21 protein-coding genes are annotated in these 22,935 nt (G+C 71.3%); 12 read left to right on the top strand and 9 right to left on the bottom strand.

Translation table 11 applies throughout. From position 1 onward, the window contains the following. Positions 1–102: 102 nt before the first annotated feature. Positions 103–1,626: a S8 family serine peptidase gene (locus tag ACGF8A_RS23925; RefSeq protein WP_393111363.1), complete on the bottom strand. Its 1,524-nt coding sequence runs from the start codon at positions 1,624–1,626 to the stop codon at positions 103–105. Between the two features lie 335 nt (positions 1,627–1,961). On the opposite strand from ACGF8A_RS23925, the gene ACGF8A_RS23920 reads away from it, so the two are divergent. The 3 genes from ACGF8A_RS23920 to moaA all read left to right on the top strand — a co-directional run bounded on the left by ACGF8A_RS23920 (position 1,962) and on the right by moaA (position 5,106). Continuing rightward, entirely contained in the window at positions 1,962–2,321 is a 360-nt protein-coding gene (locus tag ACGF8A_RS23920; RefSeq protein WP_393111361.1) for a DUF485 domain-containing protein, read from the top strand. Further along, on the top strand, positions 2,318–3,943 hold the full coding sequence (locus tag ACGF8A_RS23915; protein ID WP_393111359.1) for a cation acetate symporter: 1,626 nt from the start codon (positions 2,318–2,320) through the stop codon (positions 3,941–3,943). The genes ACGF8A_RS23920 and ACGF8A_RS23915 overlap by 4 nt, the downstream gene beginning before the upstream one ends. A gap of 173 nt (positions 3,944–4,116) precedes the next feature. Then, positions 4,117–5,106 carry a GTP 3',8-cyclase MoaA gene (moaA, locus tag ACGF8A_RS23910; protein WP_393111357.1) on the top strand — a complete coding sequence of 330 codons (990 nt, stop codon included), beginning with the start codon at positions 4,117–4,119 and terminating at the stop codon, positions 5,104–5,106. Between the two features lie 32 nt (positions 5,107–5,138). Here moaA and ACGF8A_RS23905 read toward each other — a convergent pair whose 3' ends face one another. Both ACGF8A_RS23905 and ACGF8A_RS23900 read right to left on the bottom strand, forming a co-directional pair. After that, entirely contained in the window at positions 5,139–5,354 is a 216-nt protein-coding gene (locus ACGF8A_RS23905) for a hypothetical protein (protein ID WP_393111355.1), read from the bottom strand. Positions 5,355–5,558: 204 nt separating this feature from the next. After that, positions 5,559–5,942, bottom strand: coding sequence for a DUF3099 domain-containing protein (locus tag ACGF8A_RS23900; protein ID WP_393111353.1), 384 nt, complete (start codon positions 5,940–5,942; stop codon positions 5,559–5,561). A 244-nt stretch (positions 5,943–6,186) separates the two neighbouring features. Between ACGF8A_RS23900 and ACGF8A_RS23895 the strand changes: the two genes are divergently transcribed. Further along, on the top strand, positions 6,187–6,462 hold the full coding sequence (locus tag ACGF8A_RS23895) for a GlsB/YeaQ/YmgE family stress response membrane protein (RefSeq protein WP_393111351.1): 276 nt from the start codon (positions 6,187–6,189) through the stop codon (positions 6,460–6,462). A gap of 66 nt (positions 6,463–6,528) precedes the next feature. Here ACGF8A_RS23895 and tyrS read toward each other — a convergent pair whose 3' ends face one another. The 3 genes from tyrS to ACGF8A_RS23880 are packed head-to-tail and all read right to left on the bottom strand — an operon-like array spanning position 6,529 to position 10,772. Beyond that, positions 6,529–7,797 (bottom strand): tyrosine--tRNA ligase, encoded by a 1,269-nt coding sequence (gene tyrS / locus ACGF8A_RS23890; RefSeq protein WP_393111349.1) that lies wholly within the window; start codon positions 7,795–7,797, stop codon positions 6,529–6,531. A 57-nt stretch (positions 7,798–7,854) separates the two neighbouring features. Continuing rightward, entirely contained in the window at positions 7,855–9,252 is a 1,398-nt protein-coding gene (locus ACGF8A_RS23885; protein ID WP_393111347.1) for a metallopeptidase TldD-related protein, read from the bottom strand. Continuing rightward, the gene (locus tag ACGF8A_RS23880; protein ID WP_393111345.1) at positions 9,249–10,772 is read right to left on the bottom strand and encodes a TldD/PmbA family protein; all 1,524 of its coding nucleotides are present in this window, start codon (positions 10,770–10,772) and stop codon (positions 9,249–9,251) included. Before ACGF8A_RS23880 ends, ACGF8A_RS23885 begins: the two co-directional genes overlap by 4 nt. 263 nt (positions 10,773–11,035) lie before the next feature. Here ACGF8A_RS23880 and fabG point away from each other — a divergent pair, with 263 nt between their 5' ends. The 3 genes from fabG (at position 11,036) to ACGF8A_RS23865 (ending at position 13,081) form a co-directional block, all read left to right on the top strand. Then, positions 11,036–11,740 carry a 3-oxoacyl-[acyl-carrier-protein] reductase gene (gene fabG / locus ACGF8A_RS23875; protein ID WP_393111343.1) on the top strand — a complete coding sequence of 235 codons (705 nt, stop codon included), beginning with the start codon at positions 11,036–11,038 and terminating at the stop codon, positions 11,738–11,740. Between the two features lie 5 nt (positions 11,741–11,745). Further along, a complete protein-coding gene (gene fabI, locus ACGF8A_RS23870; RefSeq protein ID WP_393111341.1) occupies positions 11,746–12,513 on the top strand; it encodes an enoyl-ACP reductase FabI in 768 nt (255 codons plus the stop codon). Positions 12,514–12,727: 214 nt separating this feature from the next. Beyond that, the gene (locus ACGF8A_RS23865) at positions 12,728–13,081 is read left to right on the top strand and encodes a hypothetical protein (protein WP_393111339.1); all 354 of its coding nucleotides are present in this window, start codon (positions 12,728–12,730) and stop codon (positions 13,079–13,081) included. On the opposite strand, the gene ACGF8A_RS23860 is transcribed toward ACGF8A_RS23865, so the two are convergent. Continuing rightward, positions 13,056–13,751: a FadR/GntR family transcriptional regulator gene (locus ACGF8A_RS23860; RefSeq protein ID WP_393111337.1), complete on the bottom strand. Its 696-nt coding sequence runs from the start codon at positions 13,749–13,751 to the stop codon at positions 13,056–13,058. The genes ACGF8A_RS23865 and ACGF8A_RS23860 overlap by 26 nt on opposite strands. Positions 13,752–13,833: 82 nt before the next feature. On the opposite strand from ACGF8A_RS23860, the gene ACGF8A_RS23855 reads away from it, so the two are divergent. From ACGF8A_RS23855 to ACGF8A_RS23840, 4 genes are all read left to right on the top strand, one after another. Further along, entirely contained in the window at positions 13,834–15,198 is a 1,365-nt protein-coding gene (locus tag ACGF8A_RS23855; RefSeq protein WP_393111335.1) for a CynX/NimT family MFS transporter, read from the top strand. Positions 15,199–15,241: 43 nt separating this feature from the next. Next, positions 15,242–15,358 carry an SGM_5486 family transporter-associated protein gene (locus ACGF8A_RS23850; RefSeq protein WP_266726844.1) on the top strand — a complete coding sequence of 39 codons (117 nt, stop codon included), beginning with the start codon at positions 15,242–15,244 and terminating at the stop codon, positions 15,356–15,358. A gap of 195 nt (positions 15,359–15,553) precedes the next feature. After that, positions 15,554–15,760 (top strand): hypothetical protein, encoded by a 207-nt coding sequence (locus ACGF8A_RS23845; protein WP_393111333.1) that lies wholly within the window; start codon positions 15,554–15,556, stop codon positions 15,758–15,760. A gap of 65 nt (positions 15,761–15,825) precedes the next feature. After that, positions 15,826–16,344: a SixA phosphatase family protein gene (locus ACGF8A_RS23840; protein WP_393111331.1), complete on the top strand. Its 519-nt coding sequence runs from the start codon at positions 15,826–15,828 to the stop codon at positions 16,342–16,344. 109 nt (positions 16,345–16,453) lie between these two features. On the opposite strand, the gene serB is transcribed toward ACGF8A_RS23840, so the two are convergent. Both serB and ACGF8A_RS23830 read right to left on the bottom strand, forming a co-directional pair. Then, positions 16,454–17,662: a phosphoserine phosphatase SerB gene (gene serB / locus ACGF8A_RS23835; protein WP_393111329.1), complete on the bottom strand. Its 1,209-nt coding sequence runs from the start codon at positions 17,660–17,662 to the stop codon at positions 16,454–16,456. 570 nt (positions 17,663–18,232) lie between these two features. After that, positions 18,233–20,131, bottom strand: a complete 1,899-nt coding sequence (locus ACGF8A_RS23830; protein ID WP_393111574.1) for a streptophobe family protein — start codon at positions 20,129–20,131, stop codon at positions 18,233–18,235. 273 nt (positions 20,132–20,404) lie between these two features. On the opposite strand from ACGF8A_RS23830, the gene ACGF8A_RS23825 reads away from it, so the two are divergent. Further along, positions 20,405–22,927, top strand: a complete 2,523-nt coding sequence (locus ACGF8A_RS23825) for an FHA domain-containing protein (protein WP_393111327.1) — start codon at positions 20,405–20,407, stop codon at positions 22,925–22,927. Positions 22,928–22,935 lie beyond the last annotated feature (8 nt).

The raw sequence follows: 22,935 nt of genomic DNA, 5'->3' as shown, positions 1-22,935 counted from the left end.
GAGGTGCGCGGGGCGGGGGGGGGGGGGGGGGGGGGGGGGGGGGGGGGGGGGGGGGGGGGGGGGGCGCGCCCGCCCCCCCCCCCCCCCCCCCCGCCCGGGCGACTACTCGACCGCGCGCAGCGCGTCGACGATGCCGTGTCCGTAGAAACCGTTGACGCGCGCGCCGCCCTCGCACACCGCGTCCTGCGTGCCGTCACCGTCCTGGTCGTACGACGCGGGGCAGGCCGTGTCCTTCGCCTGCGCCTTCAGCAGCCACTGCAACTGCGCCGGGCTCGCCCACGGGTGCTTTGACTTGAGCAGCGCGGCGACGCCCGCGGCGTGCGGCGAGGCCATCGAGGTGCCCTGGAGGAAGGCGTACTGGTTGTTCGGCATGGTCGACAGGATGCGGCCGTTCTTCGACGGCGTGTCCGGGATCTGGTAGAGCCGGTCGCCGCCCGGCGCCGCGACGTCGACGACGCCCTTGCCGTACGAGGAGTAGTACGACTTGAGGTTCTGCACGCCCGTGGCGCTGACCGTGACGATCCCCGGGAGCTGCGTCGGTACGTCGAAGCACTCGTGCGGGTCGATGGTGCGCTCGACCGGGGTGGAGTCGTCGGGACTGGAGTCGTCGACGATGGCGTCCGCGTCCAGGTCGTGGTTGGAGTTGCCCGCCGACGCCAGGTGCAGGGTGCCCTTCTTCTGGGCGTACAGCTGGGCCCGGTTGACCGCGTCGACGATCGCGCGCTGGTCCGGGTCGTCCATGCAGTTGTACAGCCACGGGTCGACGTAGTAGCTGTTGTTCGTGATCTCGACGCCGTGGTCGGCGGCGAACACGAAGGCGCAGACGACGTTCTCCGGGTAGAAGAGCCCGTTGTGCGGGTCGCTCACCTTGATGCTGGCGACCTTCACACCCGGCGCCACACCGGCGACGCCGATGCCGTTGCGGGCCGCCGCGATCTCACCGGCGACATGCGTGCCGTGGTAGTCGTCCGGGGTGTACGGCCGCCAGGCGCCCTCGCTGGTGTCCGCCACGCCACCGACACAGTTGGCGGACTGGCTCGCCGAGAAGTTGGGGGCGAGGTCGGGGTGGGTGTCGTCGACGCCGGTGTCGATGACGGCGACGGTGACCCGGTGGCTGCCCGGGTTGATCTGCGCGGCCTTGTCGGCGCCGATCGCGCGCAGGTCCCACTGGTCGGCCTCGAGGGGCTCGCTCCCGGCCGTCGCGGCCGCCTCGACCTTCGCGGCCTCCGTGGCGGTCAGGTAGTCGGCGGCGCCCTGGTCCGTCGTGCCCGCGGCGACCAGCGGGGCGGTGCGGGTGGCACCGGCCGACTGCACGCCGCGGGCCTTGCGTATCTGCGCGCCGAAGTCCGGGTTCGCCGAGTGCGCGACGATCACGCCGATCCTGTCGTAGGTGGTGACCACGGTCCCGCCGGCCGCGGCGATTGCCTTCTCCACCGAAGCGATCGTGTGACGGTCCGTCCTGGTGTTGACGACGTACGCCAGTTTGGGCGAGTCCGCGGTCCGGGCCGCGGACTCCGCGCGCGGGGCGGCCGTGGCGGCCGCCGGCAGGAAGCCGAGCGAGGCGGTCAGCGACAGCACGACGGGTACGGCGAGGGCGAGGCGGCTTCTGGAACGCAGATGAGCCATGGGGTCTCCACATCATCCGGAAACAAAACCTGCCCGAGGCACAGGTGGTGCTCGGGCAGGTACATGACGGGTGGTGCAGGGTGAAGCTATCTCCCGACCTCGCTGGCCAGCAATCACTTCCGACGATGACTTCGGAGTTTTCCGGCGATGACTTCCGAAAGAACGCACGGCGGTTGAACCGGTTCTCGCGTGGCGCCGTGACGTTGAGCAGGGAGCCCGAGCACGATCGAGGCGGCCCCCTGGCGGATCACGCACCCGGCCACCGACATCGCCGCCCGGATCACGTGATCCAGATCACTGGAAACCGCACAGCAGCCGCAACACGAGGAGACTCCGTGTCTACCGAAGCACCGCCCCCCTCGAAGGCAACAGAACACCGGCTCCCCTCGACCGAGGAGTTCGTCGAGGTGCAGAACAGCGCGGAGTTCGGTGAACTGCGCCGCTCCTACCGTTCCTTCGCCTTCCCGCTGACCGTCGGCTTCATCGCCTGGTACCTGCTGTACGTCCTGCTGTCCAACTACGCGGGCGGCTTCATGGGCACCGAGCTGTTCGGCAACATCAACGTCGCCTTCGTCCTCGGCGTCGCCCAGTTCGCCACCACGTTCCTGATCGCCTGGTGGTACTCGCGGCACGCCGCCGCGAAGCTCGACCCCAGGGCCGAGGCCATCAAGTCCCGGATGGAGGCCGGCGCATGAGCCCCGTTCAGCACACCGTTCTCGCGGCCAACGAGGCGAGCGAGCACCGCCCGCTCATCATCACGCTGTTCGCGCTGTTCGTCGTCGCGACCCTCGTCATCACCATCTGGGCGGGCCGCCAGACCAAGGACGCGGCCGACTTCTACGCCGGCGGCCGCCAGTTCAGCGCCTTCCAGAACGGCCTCGCGGTCTCCGGCGACTACATGTCGGCCGCGTCGTTCCTCGGCATCGCCGGCGCGATCGCCCTCTTCGGTTACGACGGCTTCCTGTACTCGATCGGCTTCCTGGTCGCCTGGCTGGTCGCCCTGCTCCTGGTGGCCGAGCCGCTGCGGAACTCCGGCCGCTACACCATGGGTGACGTTCTCGCGTACCGCATGCGCCAGCGTCCGGTGCGCACCGCCGCCGGCACCTCCACGATCGTCGTGTCGATCTTCTACCTGCTGGCCCAGATGGCGGGCGCCGGCGTCCTCGTCTCGCTGCTGCTCGGCATCACCTCGGACGCGGGCAAGATCGGGATCGTGGCGCTCGTCGGCGTGCTCATGATCGTCTACGTCTCCATCGGCGGCATGAAGGGCACCACCTGGGTGCAGATGATCAAAGCCGTGCTGCTGATCGGCGGCACACTCCTGATCACCTTCCTGGTGCTGCTGAAGTTCGACTTCAACCTCTCCGACCTGCTCGGCACCGCCGCCGAGAACAGCGGCAAGGGCGCCGCCTTCCTGGAGCCCGGCCTGCAGTACGGCGCCAGCAGCACCTCCAAGCTGGACTTCATCTCGCTCGGTGTCGCGCTGGTCCTGGGCACGGCCGGTCTGCCGCACATCCTGATCCGCTTCTACACGGTCCCGAACGCCAAGGCCGCCCGTAAGTCCGTGAACTGGGCCATCGGCATCATCGGCGGCTTCTACCTGATGACCATCGCGCTCGGCTTCGGCGCCGCGGCACTCATCTCGCAGGACGAGATCATCGAGTCCAACCCGTCCGGCAACACGGCGGCCCCGCTGCTCGCCCTGCACCTGGGCGGCGTCGACTCGGCCTGGGGCGCGATCCTGCTCGCCACGATCTCGGCGGTGGCCTTCGCGACCATCCTCGCCGTCGTCGCCGGACTCACCCTCGCCTCGTCGTCGTCCTTCGCGCACGACATCTACGCCAACGTCATCCGCAAGGGGAAGGCCACCGGCGCCGAGGAGGTCCGCGCGGCCCGCTGGGCGACCGTCTTCATCGGCATCGTCTCCATCGGCCTCGGCGCCCTGGCCCGCGACCTCAACGTGGCCGGCCTGGTCGCCCTGGCGTTCGCGGTCGCCGCCTCGGCCAACCTGCCGACCATCCTCTACAGCCTGTTCTGGAAGCGGTTCACCACCCAGGGCGCGCTGTGGTCGATCTACGGCGGCCTCATCGTCGCCGTCGGCCTGGTGCTGTTCTCGCCCGTGGTCTCCGGCGACCCCAAGGCGATGTTCCCCGGCGTCGACTTCGCCTGGTTCCCGCTGAAGAACCCGGGCATCATCTCCATCCCGTTCGGCTTCCTCATGGGCTGGCTCGGCACCGTCCTGTCGAAGGAGGAGCCGGACGCCGGCAAGTACGCCGAGCTGGAGGTCAGGTCACTGACCGGCACCGGCGCCCACTGAGCCGGCCCCCTGAAGCGGCCGCGCCGCAGGACTCCTGTGGGTCCCTACGACGCGGCCGCGTCCCACCTCGTGGGATCAGGCCTTAGCCGATGTCAGTCAGGTCACGTAGGCTCGCAGGTGTCGGAGGAAATTGTGCTCCGCTGCGTGTGATCCACCACGAGGGAGGGGGCCACGTGCTCATCGACACCTACGGCCGGGTGGCCACCGACCTGAGGGTCTCGCTGACCGACCGCTGCAATCTGCGCTGCACCTACTGCATGCCCGAAGAGGGCCTGCAGTGGCTTGCCAAGCCTGACCTGCTCACGGACGACGAGATCGTGCGGCTGATCGACATCGCGGTCACCTCCCTGGGGATCGAGGAGGTCCGGTTCACCGGCGGCGAGCCCCTGCTGCGCCCCGGCCTGGTCGGCATCGTGGAGCGCGTCGCCGCCCTTCAGCCGCGCCCGCAGATGTCCCTCACCACCAACGGCATCGGCCTCAAGCGCACGGCGGCGGCCCTGAAGGCCGCGGGCCTGGACAGGGTGAACGTCTCGCTGGACACCCTCCGCCCCGACGTCTTCAAGACCCTCACCCGGCGCGACCGTCATAAGGACGTCCTGGCGGGCCTGGACGCCGCCCGCGAGGCAGACCTGACCCCGGTCAAGGTCAACTCGGTCCTGATGCCGGGACTGAACGCCGACGAGGCCCCCGACCTGCTGGCCTGGGCCGTCGAGCACGACTACGAACTGCGTTTCATCGAGCAGATGCCCCTCGACGCCCAGCACGGCTGGAAGCGCGACGGCATGATCACCGCGGGCGACATCCTGGCCTCCCTGCGCACCCGCTTCGAGCTCACCCCCGAGGGTGACGAGGCCCGCGGCTCGGCCCCCGCCGAGCGCTGGCTGGTCGACGGCGGCCCGCACCGCGTCGGCGTCATCGCCTCGGTCACCCGCCCGTTCTGCGCGGCCTGCGACCGCACCCGCCTCACGGCCGACGGCCAGGTGCGCACCTGCCTGTTCGCCACCGAGGAGACCGACCTGCGCGCCGCCCTGCGCTCCGGTGCCGACGACGAGGAGATCGCCCGGATCTGGCGCCTGGCGATGTGGGGCAAGAAGGCGGGCGCGGGACTGGACGACCCGGCATTCGTGCAGCCGGACCGCCCGATGTCCGCCATCGGGGGCTGACCGGCACCGGCAAAGGATCCGGGCCCGCCGCGTCAGCCTTCCCGCTGCTGCCACTCCTTGAGCAGGACCACGTCCTTCAGGAACCCGCGCACCCCGAGAAACTGCGACAGGTGCTCCCGGTGCTCCTCGCACGCGAGCCACGTCTTGCGCCGCTCCGGCGTGTGGATCTTCGGGTTGTTCCAGGCCAGCACCCACACGGCGTCGGTGCGGCAGCCCTTGGCGGAACAGATCGGGGTCTCGTCACTCACAGGTTCGTCTCACCACTGCGGGGAAAAGGCGACGCCGAGCAGCCACGGGGGGAGCTGCCCGGCGTCGGTCTGTCGCTCCGACGGGGGATGCGGAGCGCGTACGAAGTATGTCACGGGTAACCGGTCGCCGGGCACCTGAACAACATGATTGACCCGGGCTTTTCCGAAGCCCGGCACAGGGCCCCGATGCGGAGGCCACGCGTCCTATTCGGGCCGCGTCTTCGCGGAATCGCCCACCGCGTCCTCCGGTTCGGGTTCCGTGAACCGGTCGTCCTCGGCGCGCGGTGGCGCGATCATCGGCCGGGGCGGTACGGCGACGAACGTCGACGGCAGCGACGGCACGTTCTCCCGGCCGGCGTTGGCGATCACCACCGCCACATAGGGGAGCAGCGCGCCCAGCACCAGCGCCACGATCGCGACATGACGCTCCACGTTCCACAGGGTCGCCGCGAGGATCACCGAGAGCGTGCGGACCGACATCGAGATGACGTACCGCCGCTGCCTGCCGCGCACGTCGTCCTGGAGGCCCTGCCGGGCTCCGGTGATCCGGAAAACCTGGCTGTTGCCGTCACCATGCCTGTTCCGCATGACATTCCACCATCCGCCCGCCTCGGGACTCTCCCCGGACCGTCCCGGCTCCACACCCGGCTGTACCGGGGCCGGACAGCATCCACGGTACGCCGCCACCGCGCCGCCCACGAGACCGGGTCCCTCTCCTGCCTGGGCGAACGCCGTCGGACGTAGCGCGTACGGCCGTACCCGACATGCGCCGTACGGAGTACGGCCCGAGACTGGGCGTAATGCTCACGTCGAGCCGTACGAGGAGGCAGCCATGGGCTGGTTGTGGGCGATCATCGTGGGATTCGTGCTGGGCCTGATCGCCAAGGCGATCATTCCTGGCAAGCAGCACATTCCGCTCTGGCTGACCACCATCCTGGGCATGCTGGGCGCCATCGCGGGCAACGCCATCGCCCGGGGCTTCGGCGTCGCCGAGACTCCCGGCATCGACTGGAGCCGCCATATCTTCCAGCTCGTGGCCGCCATCGTCCTCGTCTTCCTGGGCGACATGGCGTACATGCAGCTCAGGGGCGGCAAACGACGCGCCTGAGACGACGTGCGGCGGGCGGGGCGGCCTGCGCCGGCCGAAGGCCGCCCCGCCCGGCACGCGGTCCGCTCAGGCGCCCGCGACCTCGACCGCCGCGAGGTTCTTCTTGCCCCGGCGCAGCACCAGCCAGCGCCCGTGCAGGAGGTCCTCCTTGGCCACGACCGCGTCCTCGGAGTCGACCTTCGTGTTGTTCACGTAGGCGCCGCCCTCCTTGACCGTGCGGCGCGCGGCCGACTTGCTGGGCACCAGGCCGACCACGGCGAACAGGTCCACCACCGGCGCCGGTTCGGCGACCTGGACGTACGGCAGCTCCGACAGCGCCGCCTCCAGCGTCCGCTCGTCCAGATCCGCCAGCTCGCCCTGCCCGAACAGGGCCTTGGACGCGGCGATCACCGCGGCCGTCTGGTCGGCGCCGTGCACCAGCGTCGTCAGCTCCTCGGCCAGCGCGCGCTGCGCCGCCCGCGCCTGCGGACGCACCTGCGTCTGCTGCTCCAGCTCCTCGAGCTCCGCACGGGACTTGAAGGACAGGATCCGCAGGTACGTCGTGATGTCCCGGTCGTCCACGTTCAGCCAGAACTGGTAGAACGCGTACGGCGTCGTCATCTCCGGGTCGAGCCAGACGGCGCCGCCCTCGGTCTTGCCGAACTTGGTGCCGTCCGCCTTGGTCATCAGCGGCGTCGCCAGCGCGTGCACGTTGGCGTGCGGCTCCAGCCGGTGGATCAGGTCCAGGCCGGCCGTGAGGTTGCCCCACTGGTCGCTGCCGCCCTGCTGGAGCGTGCAGCCGTACCGCCGGTGGAGCTGGAGGTAGTCCATGCCCTGCAGGATCTGGTAGCTGAACTCGGTGTAGCTGATGCCCTGGTCGGACTCCAGACGCCGGGCCACCGAGTCCTTCGTCAGCATCTTGTTGACACGGAAGTGCTTGCCGATGTCCCGCAGGAACTCGATCGCGGAGAGGTTCTCCGTCCAGTCGAGGTTGTTGACCATCACGGCCGCGTTCTCGCCCTCGAAGGACAGGAACGGCTCGATCTGGCGGCGCAGCTTCCGCACCCAGCCGGCGACCGTCTCCGGATCGTTCAGCGTGCGCTCCGCCGTGGGGCGCGGGTCGCCGATCAGGCCCGTCGCGCCGCCGACCAGCGCCAGCGGCCGGTGACCGGCCTGCTGGAGCCGGCGCACGGTGAGCACCTGCACCAGGTGCCCGACGTGCAGGGACGGCGCGGTCGGGTCGAAGCCGCAATAGAACGTGACGGGACCGTCCGCGAGCGCCTTGCGCAGTGCTTCCTCGTCGGTGGAGAGGGCGAACAGCCCGCGCCACTTGAGCTCGTCGACGATGTCCGTCACGGTTCTCGTGTCTCCTCGGATGATCTCGGGGCAGTCGGGTGACCGCCGCCTACGAGGTTATACGCCCCGGCTGACCGAGCTCATGTTGAAATCGGGGATCCGCAGCGGCGGCATCGCGGCCCTGGTGTACCAGTCGCTCCACTCGCGCGGCAGCGTCTTCTCCGTGCGCCCGGCCTCGACGGCCCGGCCGAGCAGCCCCACCGGCGACTCGTTGAACCGGAAGTTGTTCACCTCGCCGGTCACCTCGCCGTTCTCGACGAGGTAGACGCCGTCGCGGGTCAGGCCGGTCAGCAGCAGGGTCGCCGGGTCGACCTCGCGGATGTACCACAGGCAGGTCAGCAGCAGCCCGCGCCCGGTGGCCGCGACCATCTCGTCCAGGGAGCGGCCCTCGCCCCCGTTCTCGAGGATCAGGTTGTCGATGCCCGGCGCCAGCGGGAGCCCGGTCGTCCCCGCGCTGTGCCGGCTGGTGAGCAGATGCCTCAGCTCGCCCTCGGCGACCCACTCGGTGGGCGTCAGCGGCAGACCGTTGTCGAACACCGACGAGTCGCCCCCGGAGGAGTGCGCGAGCACGAAGGGGGCGGACTCCAGGCCCGGCTCGTTCGGGTCACTGCGCAGGGTCAGCGGCAGGCCGGTGAGGCGCTCGCCCACGCGCGTGCCGCCGCCCGGCTTGGAGAACACGGTCCGGCCCTCCACCGCGTCCCGGCCCGACGCCGACCACATCAGGTAGATCAGCAGGTCCGCGACCGCGGTCGGCGGCAGCAGCGTCTCGTACCGCCCGGCGGGCAGCTCCACGCGCCGCTCGGCCCAGCCCAGGCGTACGGCCAGCTCGGCGTCAAGCGCCGCCGGGTCGACGTCCTTGAAGTCCCGGGTCGACCGCCCGGCCCACGCCGAGCGGGAACGGTCCGGGGACTTCGCGTTCAGCTCCAGCGTGCCGTTCGGCTGGTCGTGCCGCAGTCGCAGGCCCGCCGAGGTGCCCAGATAGCTGGAGGTCAGCTCGTGGTTGGCGAAGCCGTACAGCTCGCGGCCGCCCGCACGCGCGCGTGCGAAGGCCTCGCCCAGCGCCGGTGCGAAGCCGGCGAACACGGCGGACGACGTCTCGGCGGGCGGGTCCGAGAAGTCGGGCGACCGAGGCACGCCCGTCACCAGCGGCTGCGCGTCCTCGGCCGGTCCGGCGCCGCGCGCGGCGGCCTCCGCGGCCCGCACCAGCGGCTCCAGCTCGTCCGCGGTCACCGCCGACCGGGACACCACTGCGGACGCCGTGCCCTCCTTGCCGTCGACGGTCGCGACGACGGTGAGCGTCCGTCCGCGCGTGACGCCGTTCGTGGTCAGCGCGTTGCCCGCCCAGCGCAGGTTGGCGGTCGAGTGCTCGTCGGCGATCACGACACAGCCGTCGGCCCTGGACAGCTCCAGGGCGCGCTCGACGATCTCGTGCGGCTTCTTCGTCGGGGCGCTCATCGACCGGCCTCCTGCGTGGTGTTCAGAATGTCGACGCCCCTGAAGAGGGCGGAGGGACAGCCGTGCGACACGGCCGCGATCTGGCCGGGCTGGGCCTTGCCGCAGTTGAAGGCGCCGCCCAGGACATACGTCTGGGGACCGCCGACGGCCGCCATGGAGGCCCAGAAGTCGGTCGTCGTCGCCTGGTAGGCGACGTCCCGCAGCTGTCCCGCGAGCCGTCCGTTCTCGATCCGGAAGAAGCGCTGGCCGGTGAACTGGAAGTTGTAGCGCTGCATGTCGATCGACCAGGACCGGTCACCGACGACGTAGATGCCCCGCTCCACACCCCCGATGAGGTCCTCGGTCGACATCCCGGCCGGATCCGGCCGCAACGACACGTTGGCCATTCGCTGCACCGGCACGTGCGCGGGGGAGTCGGCGTAGGCGCATCCGTTGGACCGGTCGAACCCGGTCAGGCGGGCGATCCTGCGGTCGAGCTGGTAGCCGACGAGGGTGCCGTCCTTGACGAGGTCCCAGGACTGCGCCTCGACACCCTCGTCGTCGTAGCCGACGGTGGCCAGCCCGTGCTCGGCGGTGCGGTCACCGGTGACGTTCATCAGCTCGGAGCCGTACCTCAGCTTGCCGAGCTGGTCGAAGGTGGCGAAGGAGGTGCCGGCGTAGGCGGCCTCGTAGCCGAGTGCGCGGTCCAGTTCGGTGGCGTGCCCGATCGACTCGTGGATGGTCAGCCACAGGTTGGACGGGTCGACGACGAGGTCGTACGGGCCCGGCTCCACGCTCGGCGCGCGCATCTTCTCGGCCAGCAGTCCGGGCAGCTCGGCGAGTTCGCCGTCCCAGTCCCAGCCGGTGCCCGTGAGGTACTCCCAGCCGCGTCCGACGGGTGGCGCGACGGTACGCATGGAGTCGAACTCGCCGGTCGACTCGTCGACCGACACGGCCGTCAGCTGCGGGTGCAGCCGTACCCGCTGCTGGGTGGTCACGGTCCCGGCCGTGTCGGCGTAGAACTTGTTCTCGCGCACCGTGAGCAGTGAGGCGTCGACATGGTCGACCCCGTCGGCGGCGAGCAGCCGTCCGCTCCACTCGGCCAGCAGCCCCGACTTCTCCTCGCCGGGCACGGTGAACGGGTCGATCTCGTACGACGAGATCCACGTCCGGTCCGCGTGCACGGGCTCCGCGGCGAGCTCCACCCTCTCGTCCGACCCGGCGGCCCTGATCACCTGCGCGGACAACTTCGCCATCGCGACGGCCTGCCCCGCCACCCTCGCGGCGGCGTCCATGGTCAGGTCCACACCGGACGCGAACCCCCACGTCCCGCCGTGCACGACCCGTACCGCGTACCCGAGGTCGGTGGTGTCCGACGATCCGGACGGCTTGCCGTCCCGCAGCCGCCAGGAGGCGCTGCGTACCCGCTCCAGCCGGAAGTCGGCATGCTCCGCCCCCAGCGCACGCGCGCGTGCGAGCGCGGCGTCCGCCAGAGCGCGTAGCGGAAGCGCCGTGAAGGCTTCGTCGATGGTATGGGGCACCGAGGTTCTCCCTGCTGTCGTCGCCGGTCGGGTCCGATGTCGTCGCCGGTCGGGTCCGATCATGTCGCGGGAGCGGTCCCGCGGACCACACGTTTCCGTCCGGCGAACGCAACTTTCTGTAGGGATTCGACAGTGAGTCACCACAGCCACTGTCGGTGCCCGAATGTCCCGCGACCCTTGCCGACCGATAGGTTTTCGGTGTAGCCGCCTGCCATCCAGGTGTTCGGGCGGGGGTACCAGACCGCTATCGAAAGGGTGATCCGTTGAGCCGCTCGGTTCTCGTCACCGGAGGCAACCGGGGCATCGGCCTCGCCATCGCCCGCGCATTCGCCGACGCCGGCGACAAGGTCGCGATCACATACCGCTCGGGTGAGCCGCCGGCCGGTTTCCTCGCCGTCAAGTGCGACATCACCGACCCCGAACAGGTGGAGCAGGCCTACAAGGAGATCGAGGCCGAGCACGGCCACGTGGAGGTCCTGGTCGCCAACGCCGGCGTCACCAGGGACCAGCTCCTGATGCGGATGTCCGAGGAGGACTTCACCTCGGTCATCGACACCAACCTCACCGGCACCTTCCGGGTCGTCAAGCGCGCCAACCGCGGCATGCTGCGCGCCAAGAAGGGCCGCGTCGTCCTGATCTCGTCGGTGGTCGGGCTGCTCGGCTCGGCGGGCCAGGCGAACTACGCCGCCTCCAAGGCCGCGCTGGTCGGCTTCGCGCGGTCGCTCGCACGTGAGCTGGGTTCGCGCAACATCACCTTCAACGTCGTCGCACCTGGTTTCGTCGACACCGACATGACCCGGGTGCTGTCCGACGAGCAGCGCGCCGAGTACGTGGCGCAGGTGCCGCTGCGGCGGTACGCGCAGCCGGAGGAGATCGCCACGGCGGTGCGGTTCCTCGCCTCGGACGACGCCTCGTACATCACTGGAGCCGTCATCCCCGTAGACGGCGGACTGGGAATGGGTCACTGATCACCATGAGCGGAATTCTCGAGGGCAAGCGTGTCCTGATCACCGGTGTGCTGACGGAGGCCTCCATCGCCTTCCACACCGCGAAGCTGGCCCAGGAGCAGGGCGCCGAGGTCATCCTCACCGCGTTCCCGCGGCCCACGCTGACCGAGCGCATCGCCAGGAAGCTGCCCGAGCCCACCAAGGTCATCGAGCTCGACGTGACCAACGACGAGCACCTGAACCGCCTCGCCGACGTCGTCGGTGAGGAGCTGGGCGGCCTGGACGGCGTCGTGCACTCCATCGGCTTCGCGCCGCAGGACGCGCTCGGCGGCAACTTCCTCAACACGCCGTTCGAGTCCGTCGCCACGGCCATGCACGTCTCGGCGTACTCCCTGAAGTCGCTGACCATGGCCTGCCTGCCGCTGATGCAGAACGGCGGCTCGGTCGTCGGCCTCACCTTCGACGCCCAGTTCGCCTGGCCGCAGTACGACTGGATGGGCCCCGCCAAGGCCGCCCTGGAGGCCACCAGCCGCTACATGGCCCGCGACCTCGGCAAACAGAACATCCGCTGCAACCTCGTCTCGGCGGGCCCGCTCGGCTCCATGGCCGCCAAGTCCATCCCGGGCTTCAGCGAGCTGGCGTCCGTGTGGGACAACCGCTCCCCGCTGGAGTGGGACCTCAAGGACCCGGAGCCGGCCGGCCGCGGCGTCGTCGCGCTGCTGAGCGACTGGTTCCCGAAGACCACCGGCGAGATCATCCACGTGGACGGCGGTCTGCACGCCATCGGCGCCTGAGCGATCACCACCGGCGCCTGACGGCTCGACCGCCTGGCGATCCGCCGGTCATCGCCGGTCATCGCTGATCGAGGGCCCGCATCCGGCCCGGGTGCGGGCTCTTGGCATGTCCCCCGTTCGGCCCATCCGGCCGGGCGGGAGCCTGGGGCTGCCAGGCACTCTGGAGAGGCGTTCACCACGCACCCTCCCCAGCCCGGCCGAGGAGGTTTCCCTTGTGCGCCTGTACCGCAGCCTGGCCTCAGTGACCGCCGCCGCGGCCCTTGTCCTGTTCACGCCGTACGACGCGGTGCCGCACCCGCGCGTGGCGGGCGGGGAATCGCGGGAGCCGACGCCGTTCGGGGCCACGTGCCGTACCAGCGTCGAGGGCTCCCACGTGGTCGCCCACTGCCACAACCCCTATGTGGACATCGACCGGGTCCGGCTGCACATCGAGTGCGACCGATGGTGGGACCTCGACACCGACAGCGCCCCCGTGGACGCCGAGCCCGCCATGACCGTGCGGCTGACCGGCCGCTGCTGGATGGAGGTCCGCTCGGCGTGGGTCAGCCACCAGAACCGGGGGAGCTGACCCGGCCCGGGCGGCACTGGAAGGGGTAGCCCGCCGCCTCGGAGGCCGCCGTCCCGGCGTCGCCCGCGCGGATGGCGTCCAGCAGCCGGCCGTGGTCCATGTACGTCTCCGGCGTCAGCTCCTCGCCGACGTCCTCGCGCAGCCAGTCCCGCATCACCTCGCCCAGGTCGGCGTACATCGCGGTCATCACGTCGTTGTGGGAGGCGGCCACCACGGCCAGATGGAAGGTGGCGTCCGCGGAGACGAACGCCTCCGCGTCGCCCGACTGCCAGGCCTCCTCGCGCCGCAGCAGCAGCGCGTCGAGCTGCTTGAGGTCCTTCTCCGTGCGGCGCTCGGCGGCCAGCCTCGCGGCGGCCGACTCCAGAGTGGAGCGCACTTCGGCGATGTGCCGCGGATCGGCGCCGGCGAAACGGCGGTGCATCACGCCGGCGAGCTCACTGGTGGCCACCACGTACGTGCCGGAGCCCTGGCGGATGTCCAGCAGCCCGTTGTGCGCCAGCGCCCGGACGGCCTCGCGGACCGTGTTGCGGGCGACCCCGAGCTGTTCGACCAGCTCGGGCTCCGTCGGGATGCGCGAGCCGACCGGCCACTCTCCCGACGCGATCTGGTTGCGCAGTTCGGCGATGACCTGCTCGGACAGCGCCGAACGCCGGGGATGGGTCAGAGGCATGGCACACCTTCGCACGGGAACGGCGGCCGCGGACCGCACCGGGATGGACAACCAATCATCCCATGATTCTATGATGGGCGGCATGGCAGGCGAGGAAACCCGGACACAGACCCACCCCGGCATACGCACTACGGCCACGGACGGGCCGCAGGGCGCGGCGCAAGCCTCACCCGCGCGCGCGGGGAGCGGAACGGCGGCCGGGGCGCCTCCCGCGCGCGCGTGGACCATGCGCCTGGTCGTCGTCGCCATCGTGCTGTCCGCGCTGAACCTCCGCCCCGCCATCACCAGCCTCGGCGCTCTCCTGGAGGAGGTCCGCGACGGGCTCGGCATGAGCGGCGGCGTGGCCGGTCTGCTCACCTCCGTGCCGCCGCTCTGCTTCGCCGTCTTCGGCGTCATGGCCCCCCGGCTGGCCCGCCGCTTCGGGCTGGGCGCCGTCGTGTGCGCCGGTATGGCGGCCATCGCCGCCGGCCTGCTCGTCCGGCCGTACGCGGGCGGCACGGCCGGGTTCCTGGCCGCCAGCGCCCTCGCCCTGATGGGCATCGCGGTCAGCAACGTGCTGATGCCGGTCATCGTCAAGCGCTGGTTCCCGGACCGGGTCGGCTCCATGACCGGCCTGTACTCGATGGCGCTGGCCCTCGGCACCTCCCTCGCGGCCGCGGTGACCGTGCCGGTGACCGCGGCCATGGGCGGCGGCTGGCAGTCGGGGCTCGCGGTGTGGGCGGCACTGGCGGCCGCCGCCGTGGTGCCGTGGATTCCCTTCGTACGGGATGGGGGCGGCGTACGCGCCGGGGGGCCGGCGCCCGCCGCCGAGGCGCCCGGACGCGCGCCGCACACACGCGAGGAGACCACCCCGGCACCCGCCCTGCGCGTCACCCGGAGCCGTACCGCCTGGGCGCTGGCCGTCTTCTTCGGGCTCCAGGCCACCGCCGCGTACATCACGATGGGCTGGATGGCGCAGATCTTCCGCGACGCGGGCGTCGCCGCGGGCACTGCCGGAGTGCTCCTCGCCGTCACGATGGTGATGGGCGTACCGCTGGCCTTCGTCATCCCGCGGCTCGCCACCCGGTTCCCGCGGCAGGGCCCGATCGCCGTCGCGCTGGGCATCTGCGGCCTCGCCGGATACGCCGGGCTGTACCTCGCGCCCGCCGGGGGCGCCTGGGCCTGGGCGCTGCTGCTCGGCGTCTCCAACTGTGCCTTCCCGCTGGCTCTCACCATGGTCGGGATGCGTGCCCGCACGGGCGCGGGCGTCGCCCAGCTGTCGGCCTTCGCGCAGAGCACCGGCTATCTGATCTCCATCCCCGGGCCGCTCCTGGTGGGCGTCCTGTACGAGCACAGCGGGGGCTGGGGCCTGCCGCTCGCGCTGATGGCCGCGCTGATGGTCCCGCAGATGGCGGTGGGCATCCTCGCGGGGCGGGACCGCACCGTGGAGGACGAGGCGGCTCGCTGACCCCCGCGGGTCCCGCCGGGGAGCGGGGTGCGAGACTTGCCGTATGCCAGTGCTCGACCCGAATCCCCGCAACGGCCAGAAGAAGATGCTGCTCGTCTTCGGCTCGTTCCTCGCCATCTTCGTGATCATCGCCGTCATCGCGACGATCGCCTCACCGTGAGGATCGCCTCACCATGACGCCTTCCCCGGCCCCGCGGGCCGGGAGGGTGGGCTTGGCCCCCCATCCCCTAGGGGGTGAGGACCAGGGTCAAGTGGGTGGATCACCGGATGGGTTGGCGGCTGCGGTTTCCGTAGCTTCGAAGGGTGGCCGGGGGATCCGGGCCACCGCCCATCGAGGACGGACCACGGAGGCAGCATGCCGGCCAGCACGCACACCCGGCCCCGCTCGGCGACCACGGGCCGTGCCGACATCCGGCTGCCCTGGTGGGCCCTCGCCCTGCCGGCGCTCGCCTTCGTCGCCCTGCTGGCACTGATCCTGAACCCCGCCGACGCCCACGCCGCGACCGGCGAGCCGGCGATCGCCCACCTCGTCGAGCGCGCTCATCAGCTGATATCGCGCTGAGCACGCCCCAGGACGCCCGTCAACTCCCTGCGCCCCATGGCCTGTTTCATGCGAAGCTGGACCTCATGAGCGTCGCTGAACCCCGCAGGATTGTCCTCTTCCGGCATGCGAAAGCCGACTGGCCACAGGTGAACGATCACGAGCGGCCGCTCGCCGAGCGGGGCCGCAAGGACGCCCCTGTCGCCGGCCGCAAGCTGGCCGACTCCGGTATCTCCTTCGACCTGGCCCTCTGCTCCACGGCGACCCGGACCCGCGAGACCTGGAAACTCGCCGTCCACGAGTTCCCGCACCGGCCGAGGACCGTCTACGAGGAGCGGATCTACGAGGCCTCGCCCGGCGAGCTGATCGCCGTGCTCAACGAGACCCCCGACGACGCGCAGAACGTCCTGCTGATCGGCCACAACCCGGGCGTGCAGGGCCTCGCCGAGGTGCTGTCCGGCTCGGCGGACAGCGACGCCCGCGAGCGAATGAGCCGCCGCGGCTTTCCGGCCGCCGCCTTCGCCGTGCTGTCCTTCACCGGGTCCTGGAAGTCCCTGGAACCGGGGGTGGCCACCCTGGTGGACTACTGGGCTCCGTCCGAGTGACCCTCCGCGCACCCCGGGGCCCGGCGCCGCACGGCACCGGGCCCCACGAAGGCGAGCACAGCGAAGACAGGGGGAGGGGACGAGGGGGAGGGGACGGTGGGAGGAGGCCTCAGTCCCCCTCGTGGGCGTCCGCCGCCTCCACCTCCTCGCGGGTGACTCCGAGCAGATAGAGGACCGTGTCCAGGAAGGGCACGTTCACCGCGGTGTGCGCGGCCTCGCGCACCACCGGCTTGGCGTTGAAGGCGACCCCGAGGCCGGCCGAATTCAGCATGTCGAGGTCGTTGGCGCCGTCACCGATCGCCACCGTCTGCGCCAGCGGTACGCCCGCCTCCGCGGCGAACCGGCGCAGCAGCCGCGCCTTGCCCGCCCGGTCCACGATCTCGCCGGTGACCCGGCCGGTCAGCCTGCCGTCGACGATCTCCAGCGTGTTGGCCTGCGCGAAGTCGAGGCCCAGCCGCTCCTGGAGATCGTCGGTGACCTGGGTGAACCCGCCCGAGACGACGCCCACTTGATAGCCGAGCCGCTTCAGCGTGCGGATCAGCGTGCGCGCGCCCGGGGTCAGCCGCACCTCGCTGCGCACCTTGTCCACCACCGACGCGTCGAGCCCCTTCAGCAGCGCCACGCGCGCGTGGAGCGACTGCTCGAAGTCCAGCTCCCCGCGCATCGCGGCCGCCGTCACCTCGGCGACCTCGGCCTCACAGCCGGCGTGCGCGGCGAAGAGCTCGATCACCTCGTCCTGGATGAGTGTCGAGTCCACGTCCATCACGACCAGCCGCTGAGCACGCCGGTGCAGACCCGCCGCCACGACCGCCACGTCCACACCGAGAGCCGCCGCCTCGACCGCCAGGGCGGTGCGCAGCGGCTCGGTCTCGACGCCGGAAATCGCGAACTCGACGGCCGTCACCGGGTACTTGGCGAGCCGGAAGATGCGGTCGATGTTGCCGCCGGCCTTGGTGATCCGCGCGGTGATCGCGGCCGTGGCCTCGGCGGTGAGCGGATGCCCGAGCACGGTGACCAGGGACCGGCCATGGCCGCGCGGCCGGTTGTCGCCGTGGCCGGAGATGATCTCGGCCTGAATCTTCATCGACTCCGCCCAGCTGTGGACGGTCGCCCGCAGCTCGCCTTCCAGGCCCTTGGGCGGCTCGGTCACGAGCGCGCACAGCACCATCCGGCCTCGCGTCACGACCTGCTCGATGTCGACCACGTCGACGGAGAAGGCGGCGAGGGTGTCGAAGAGTCCGGCCGTGATGCCCGGCCTGTCCCTGCCGAAGATCTTGACAAGGAGAGTCGGGACGTCAGAGGTCTGCGAAGCGCTCATGGTGTTCCCAAGGTAACCGGCACGGAGTGCCGATCGCCCGCGAGGTCCGTCTGACGGACACGTAACACTCGATAACCCTGGATGGCGCTCCGGTGGCGAACGCCTGACAGACCGCCCACGCCCGCCCTCACGCACCACGTCACCGCCGCGCGCCTCACCACCGGCGCCCTCGCAAGGGACATCCGTCGCCCCGCCCCGCCTGCGGCACATCGGCGGACGCGCATCCGCGGCCGGCCCAGTCACATCACGTCACCGGCGCCCGCCTGCCGCCCGCCTCAGCGGCGCCCGCCTGCCGACCGCCTCACCGGCGCCCGCCTGCCGACTGCGTCACCGGTGCGGGCCGCACGACCGCTTCACGGGCGCCGCCGGACGACTGCCTCAGCGGTGCCTGCTGACGACTGCGTCACCTGCGCCCGCCTGCCGACTGCGTCACTGGCGCCCGCCTGCCGACAGCGTCACCGGTGCGGGCCTCACGACCGCTTCACGGGCGCCGCCTGACGACCGCCTCAGCAGCGCCCTGATCACACGTGCATGGCCGGCGTCGTGATCGCCCGTCTCACCGGCCCCGTTTTACCTGCCCCGCCTCGGCGGCCCCGGAGGCGGGGGAGCAGGAGGTGGCCTCTCCTGCGGCGGGGGACCGGGCGGTGGAGCTCCCCGCGGCGGAGTGCCAGGCCGTGGAGTGCCAGGCGGCGGCGGTCCGGGCGGCGGCGAGCTGTCCTCCTTGGAGGACGCCCCGGAGGACGACCCTGAAGGCGGCCCCGGAATGCCCCTTCCGGGCGGTGGCACCCCCCGCGCTCCCGGATGCCCCGGCACCTCCGGCGCCCCCCGGGGTACCCGCGGCGACGGCGGCTCGAAGGGCCGCGTCACTGTAGGCGCCCCGAACATGTCCTCTCCGTACCCGTCGCCGCCCCCCGGCGCCTCGCCGTCGCCCTCCACCCGACCCGGCGGCCGCGCGTCCCTGGGCTCCCGCAGCTCCTCCGGCAGTCGCAGGTAGGGGTTCGTGTCGGGGTTCGGCGGCCGGTACGGCGTACTGGCGGCGTACGGCCCCGAGGCCGCCCCGTACCCACGTGCCCCGGCCGTCACGTCACCGCGTGCCATCGGCGCCGCCCGCCGCCCCGCGGCCCCGCTCGCGTACGCCGACAGCGCTCCGGCCGCCCCGGCCGCGGCACCCCACAGCGCCCCCAGCAGCAGCGCCATCCCCGGATCGCCGCGCAGCTCCGCTCCCGCCCCGAACGCGTCGAAGCCGAGCACGGAAAGCGAGGCGTCCACGGACACCTCCGTCAGCCGCCCCAGCAACGGCAGGGCCACCGCGGTCACGCACCCGAGCCGCAGTGCGCACCGCGCGGCGAACCCGAGCGCACCGACAGCCCGTACGCCCCCTGCCGGCGTTCCCGCTCCCGCGGCTGTCCGCAGCGGTGTCCGCACCCCCACCAGGACCCCCGCCAGCAGCATCATGACGGCCGCGGCCACGCCCAGCAGCCACACCCGGCCGTCCAGCTCCGCCAGCCGCCCGAGGGTGACCGGCTGGTCCGAGCCGACCAGCAGGTCGTCCAGCGGATCCGGCAGGAACCGGGTGAGCGCGCCCGACGCCTCCCCGTGCCACGGCACGAACAGGCCGACGGGGATGCCCAGCCACGCCCCGTTCGGCGCGCCCAGCAGCGCCGCCCCGGCGATCCGCCCGGGACGGTCGTCGCCGATCGCCGCGTAGGCCGTGGCGGCGAGCCCCGCCGCCACGGCCACCAGCAGCACCGTGACGAGCGCGGACACGGCCGGCCGTACGACCCGGTGCACCACGTCCCAGCCGCGCGGCAAGGGAGTGCGGCGGGAGGCCAGCAGCGCGACGAGCAGCACGCCGGCGGACCAGACCAGCCCGCCGAGCAGGGTCGGCGCCGTGTCGACGCCGAATCCCACGGCCGCCTCGGCGTCGTTCAGATCGCCCACCCGCTCGGGCAGCAGCCCGCCGACGTCCCCCACGTCACCGAGCCCGGGAATCTCGATGCCCCCGGACCCCGGGCCGCCGGGCAGGTCGTCGAGGCCGAGCGCGCCGCCGTCGATCGTGACGACGTCGTGCCCGGCCCAGGCCGGCCCGCCCAGTGCCGCCACGAAGAGCACGACCACCGCGCCCGCGCGCGCGAGGAGTTCGGACGCGCGGATCACAACTCCGGCCGCGCGCAGGGACCGTAGGAAGAAATATGACAGAAGGAGCGCGCCGACCAGGCTCACTCCCAATGGCGTGATCTCGATGGCCGTGGTGGCCTCCGCGCCGGTCAGCCCGTAGGCGGACACGTCACCGGACGGCGTGACCGAACCACCCGCTCCCAGGGCCACCACCGCCGCGGTCATCGGCCCCAGCGAACCGGCCGAGTCCGCCTGGAGCAGCCGCAGCCCGAGCGCGGCCGTGCCGGCCATCCCGATCAGTGCCCAGCTCACGGACGCGATCGCGGACAGCAGGATGTCCACCCACGGCAGCCTCGTGCCGGACCCACCCCTGTCGACCCCCACGGCAGCCCCCCGATCCGCGGCACGGCGCCGGCGCCGCGCATGTCCCCCTCGCGTGGGATTACCACTCTCCGGGCCGGTTTCCACCGCGTCAACGGCGCACGGTGACGCGCCCGTACGCGGTCTTCACAAGGCCCGACTTTCGGTCAGGGGGCCGCTACTGAAATAGTTCCCCCCGATGTTCGACATCCCTAGACTCCCCGCGACGGGGGTAATTCGGGGGACAACTCAGTGGGGCATGGAGTGCCGGAACTCGTACTGCAAACCAATGGACGGACCTGGACGCTCGACCCGTCCAGGGCTTACACACTCGGACGCGATCCGCAGGGCGACATCGTGTTCGACGACGCCAGAGTCTCCTGGCGGCACGCCACGGTCAGTTTCAACGGCCGTAGTTGGGCCATCGAGGACCACGGCAGCACCAACGGCACATTCGTACAGGGCCGAAGAATCCACCAGTTGGAGATCGGCCCAGGCTCGGCCGTCCACCTCGGCAACGCGACCGACGGACCGCAGCTGAGCCTGTCCGGCGCCGCGGCCGCGGTCGCGCCCCAGGCGCAGCCGCAGCAGCAGCCGTTCGCCGCGCAGGGCGCGAACGCGGGCTGGTCCCCGCAGGCGCCGCAGCAGCAGGCGCCGCAGGCGGGCCGGCAGCAGCCCGCACAGCCGTTCCCGCAGCAGCAGGGCCCGGCGGAGCAGCACGCGCAGCAGGTGCCCGGCGGCGCGGCGGGGGCGCCGCCGGTCTACGGCGATCGCAGCCCGACCACGTTCCACCAGTTCTCGCTCGGCCGGGTGATGCGCATCGGCCGTGCCCTGGAGAACGACCTGGTGGTCTCCGACCTCCAGGTCTCGCGCAACCACGCCGAGTTCCACTCCACGCCCGACGGGCGCATGGAGATCCGCGACCTCGGCTCGCACAACGGCACGTACGTCAACGGTCTGCCGATCCCCAAGGGCGGCTCCCAGCTGCTGGGCCCGACCGACGTCGTGGGTGTCGGTCACTCGACGTTCCGGATCGTGGGCGACCGTCTCGAGGAGTTCGTCGACACCGGTGAGGTGTCCTTCTCCGCCCGCCACCTGACCGTCACGGTCGACGGCGGCAAGCAGATCCTCAAGGACGTCTCCTTCGGCGTCCCGGAGAAGTCGCTGATCGCGGTCATCGGCCCGTCCGGCTCCGGAAAGTCGACGCTGCTGAAGGCGCTGACCGGCTACCGGCCCGCCAACCAGGGCGAGGTGCTGTACGACAACCGGAACCTGTACAAGCAGTTCGCCGAGCTGCGCCAGCGCATCGGTCTGGTCCCGCAGGACGACATCCTGCACAAGGAGCTGACCGTCAACAAGGCCCTCAAGTACGCGGCCAAGCTGCGCTTCCCGGCCGACACCACCGGCGCCGAGCGCGAGGCCCGCATCGACGAGGTGCTGCGCGAGCTCAAGCTCGACATCCACAAGGACAAGAAGGTCACCTCCCTCTCCGGCGGCCAGCGCAAGCGCGTCTCCGTCGCCCTGGAGCTGCTGACCAAGCCGTCGCTGATCTTCCTGGACGAGCCGACCTCCGGACTCGACCCGGGCATGGACCGCGATGTGATGCAGCTGCTGCGCGGCCTCGCCGACGACGGCCGCACCGTCCTCGTCGTCACCCACTCCGTGGCCGAACTGGCACTGTGCGACAAACTCCTGGTGATGGCGCCCGGCGGATCGGTCGCCTACTTCGGCCCGCCCGAGGAGGCGCTGAACTTCTTCGGCTACGACACCTGGGCCGACGTCTTCTCCGCCTTCGAGAACTACCGCGACTACGACTGGGCGGGCCGCTGGAAGGGCTCGCAGCACTACCAGATGTACGCCGCGGACATCGACGCCGTCGCCCCGCAGGCCGTACAGATGCCGGCCATGCAGGCGATGAAGCCGCCCAAGCCGCAGGGCTGGATGTCGCAGTTCGTCACGCTGGTGCGCCGCTATGTGTCGGTGATCGCCTCCGACAAGGGCTTCCTCGCCCTGATGGTGATCCTGCCCGCCGTCCTCGGCGCGGTCAGCCTGCTCATCGAGCCGGACAACGGCCTGCTGCCCAACGAGCCCAACCAGACGGGCCGGATCATCCCGAACGGCACGGCCACCACGGTGCTGCTGATCCTCGCGGTCGGTGCCTGCTTCGCCGGCGCCGCCAACTCGGTCCGCGAGCTGATCAAGGAACGCGTCATCTACGAGCGGGAGCGCGCCACCGGCCTGTCCCGCTCGGCGTACCTGATGTCCAAGGTGTTCGTGCTCGGCATGATCACCGTGTTCCAGGGCCTGCTGGTCGGCGTGATCGGCTTCTCCAGCCGTGAGCTGCCGGAGGAGGGCCTGATCCTGGGCAGCGCGACGATGGTCGAGCTGTCCCTGCCGATCATGGCGCTGGGCTTCACCTCGATGATGTTCGGTCTGATCATCTCGTCGCTGGTGAAGACGGCCGAGAAGACCATGCCGCTGCTGGTCATGTTCGCGATCATCCAGGTCGTCTTCACGGGCTGCCTGTTCGCCCTGAACGGCGCGGTCGGCGTCAACCAGTTCTCGTACCTGATGCCGTCCCGCTGGGCGGTCGCCGCCGCGGGCGCCACGCTGGACTTCAACAAGATCAGCCCGCCCGAGGAGGGTGCCGGCAACGACCCGCTGTGGGAGCACACCGTCGGTGCGTGGACGCTGGACATGGTCGCGCTGATCGCGCTCGGTGTGATCTGCGGCTTCTTCGTGGCCCGCTTCCTGCGCCGCCACGAGCCCGAGGTCATGCGCAAGTAGTCGGTGCC

Origin of the sequence: Streptomyces sp. NPDC047706 (genome assembly GCF_043204795.1) — a bacterium.
GTDB lineage: Bacteria > Actinomycetota > Actinomycetes > Streptomycetales > Streptomycetaceae > Streptomyces.
This window is presented reverse-complemented; position numbering and strand designations above follow the sequence as displayed.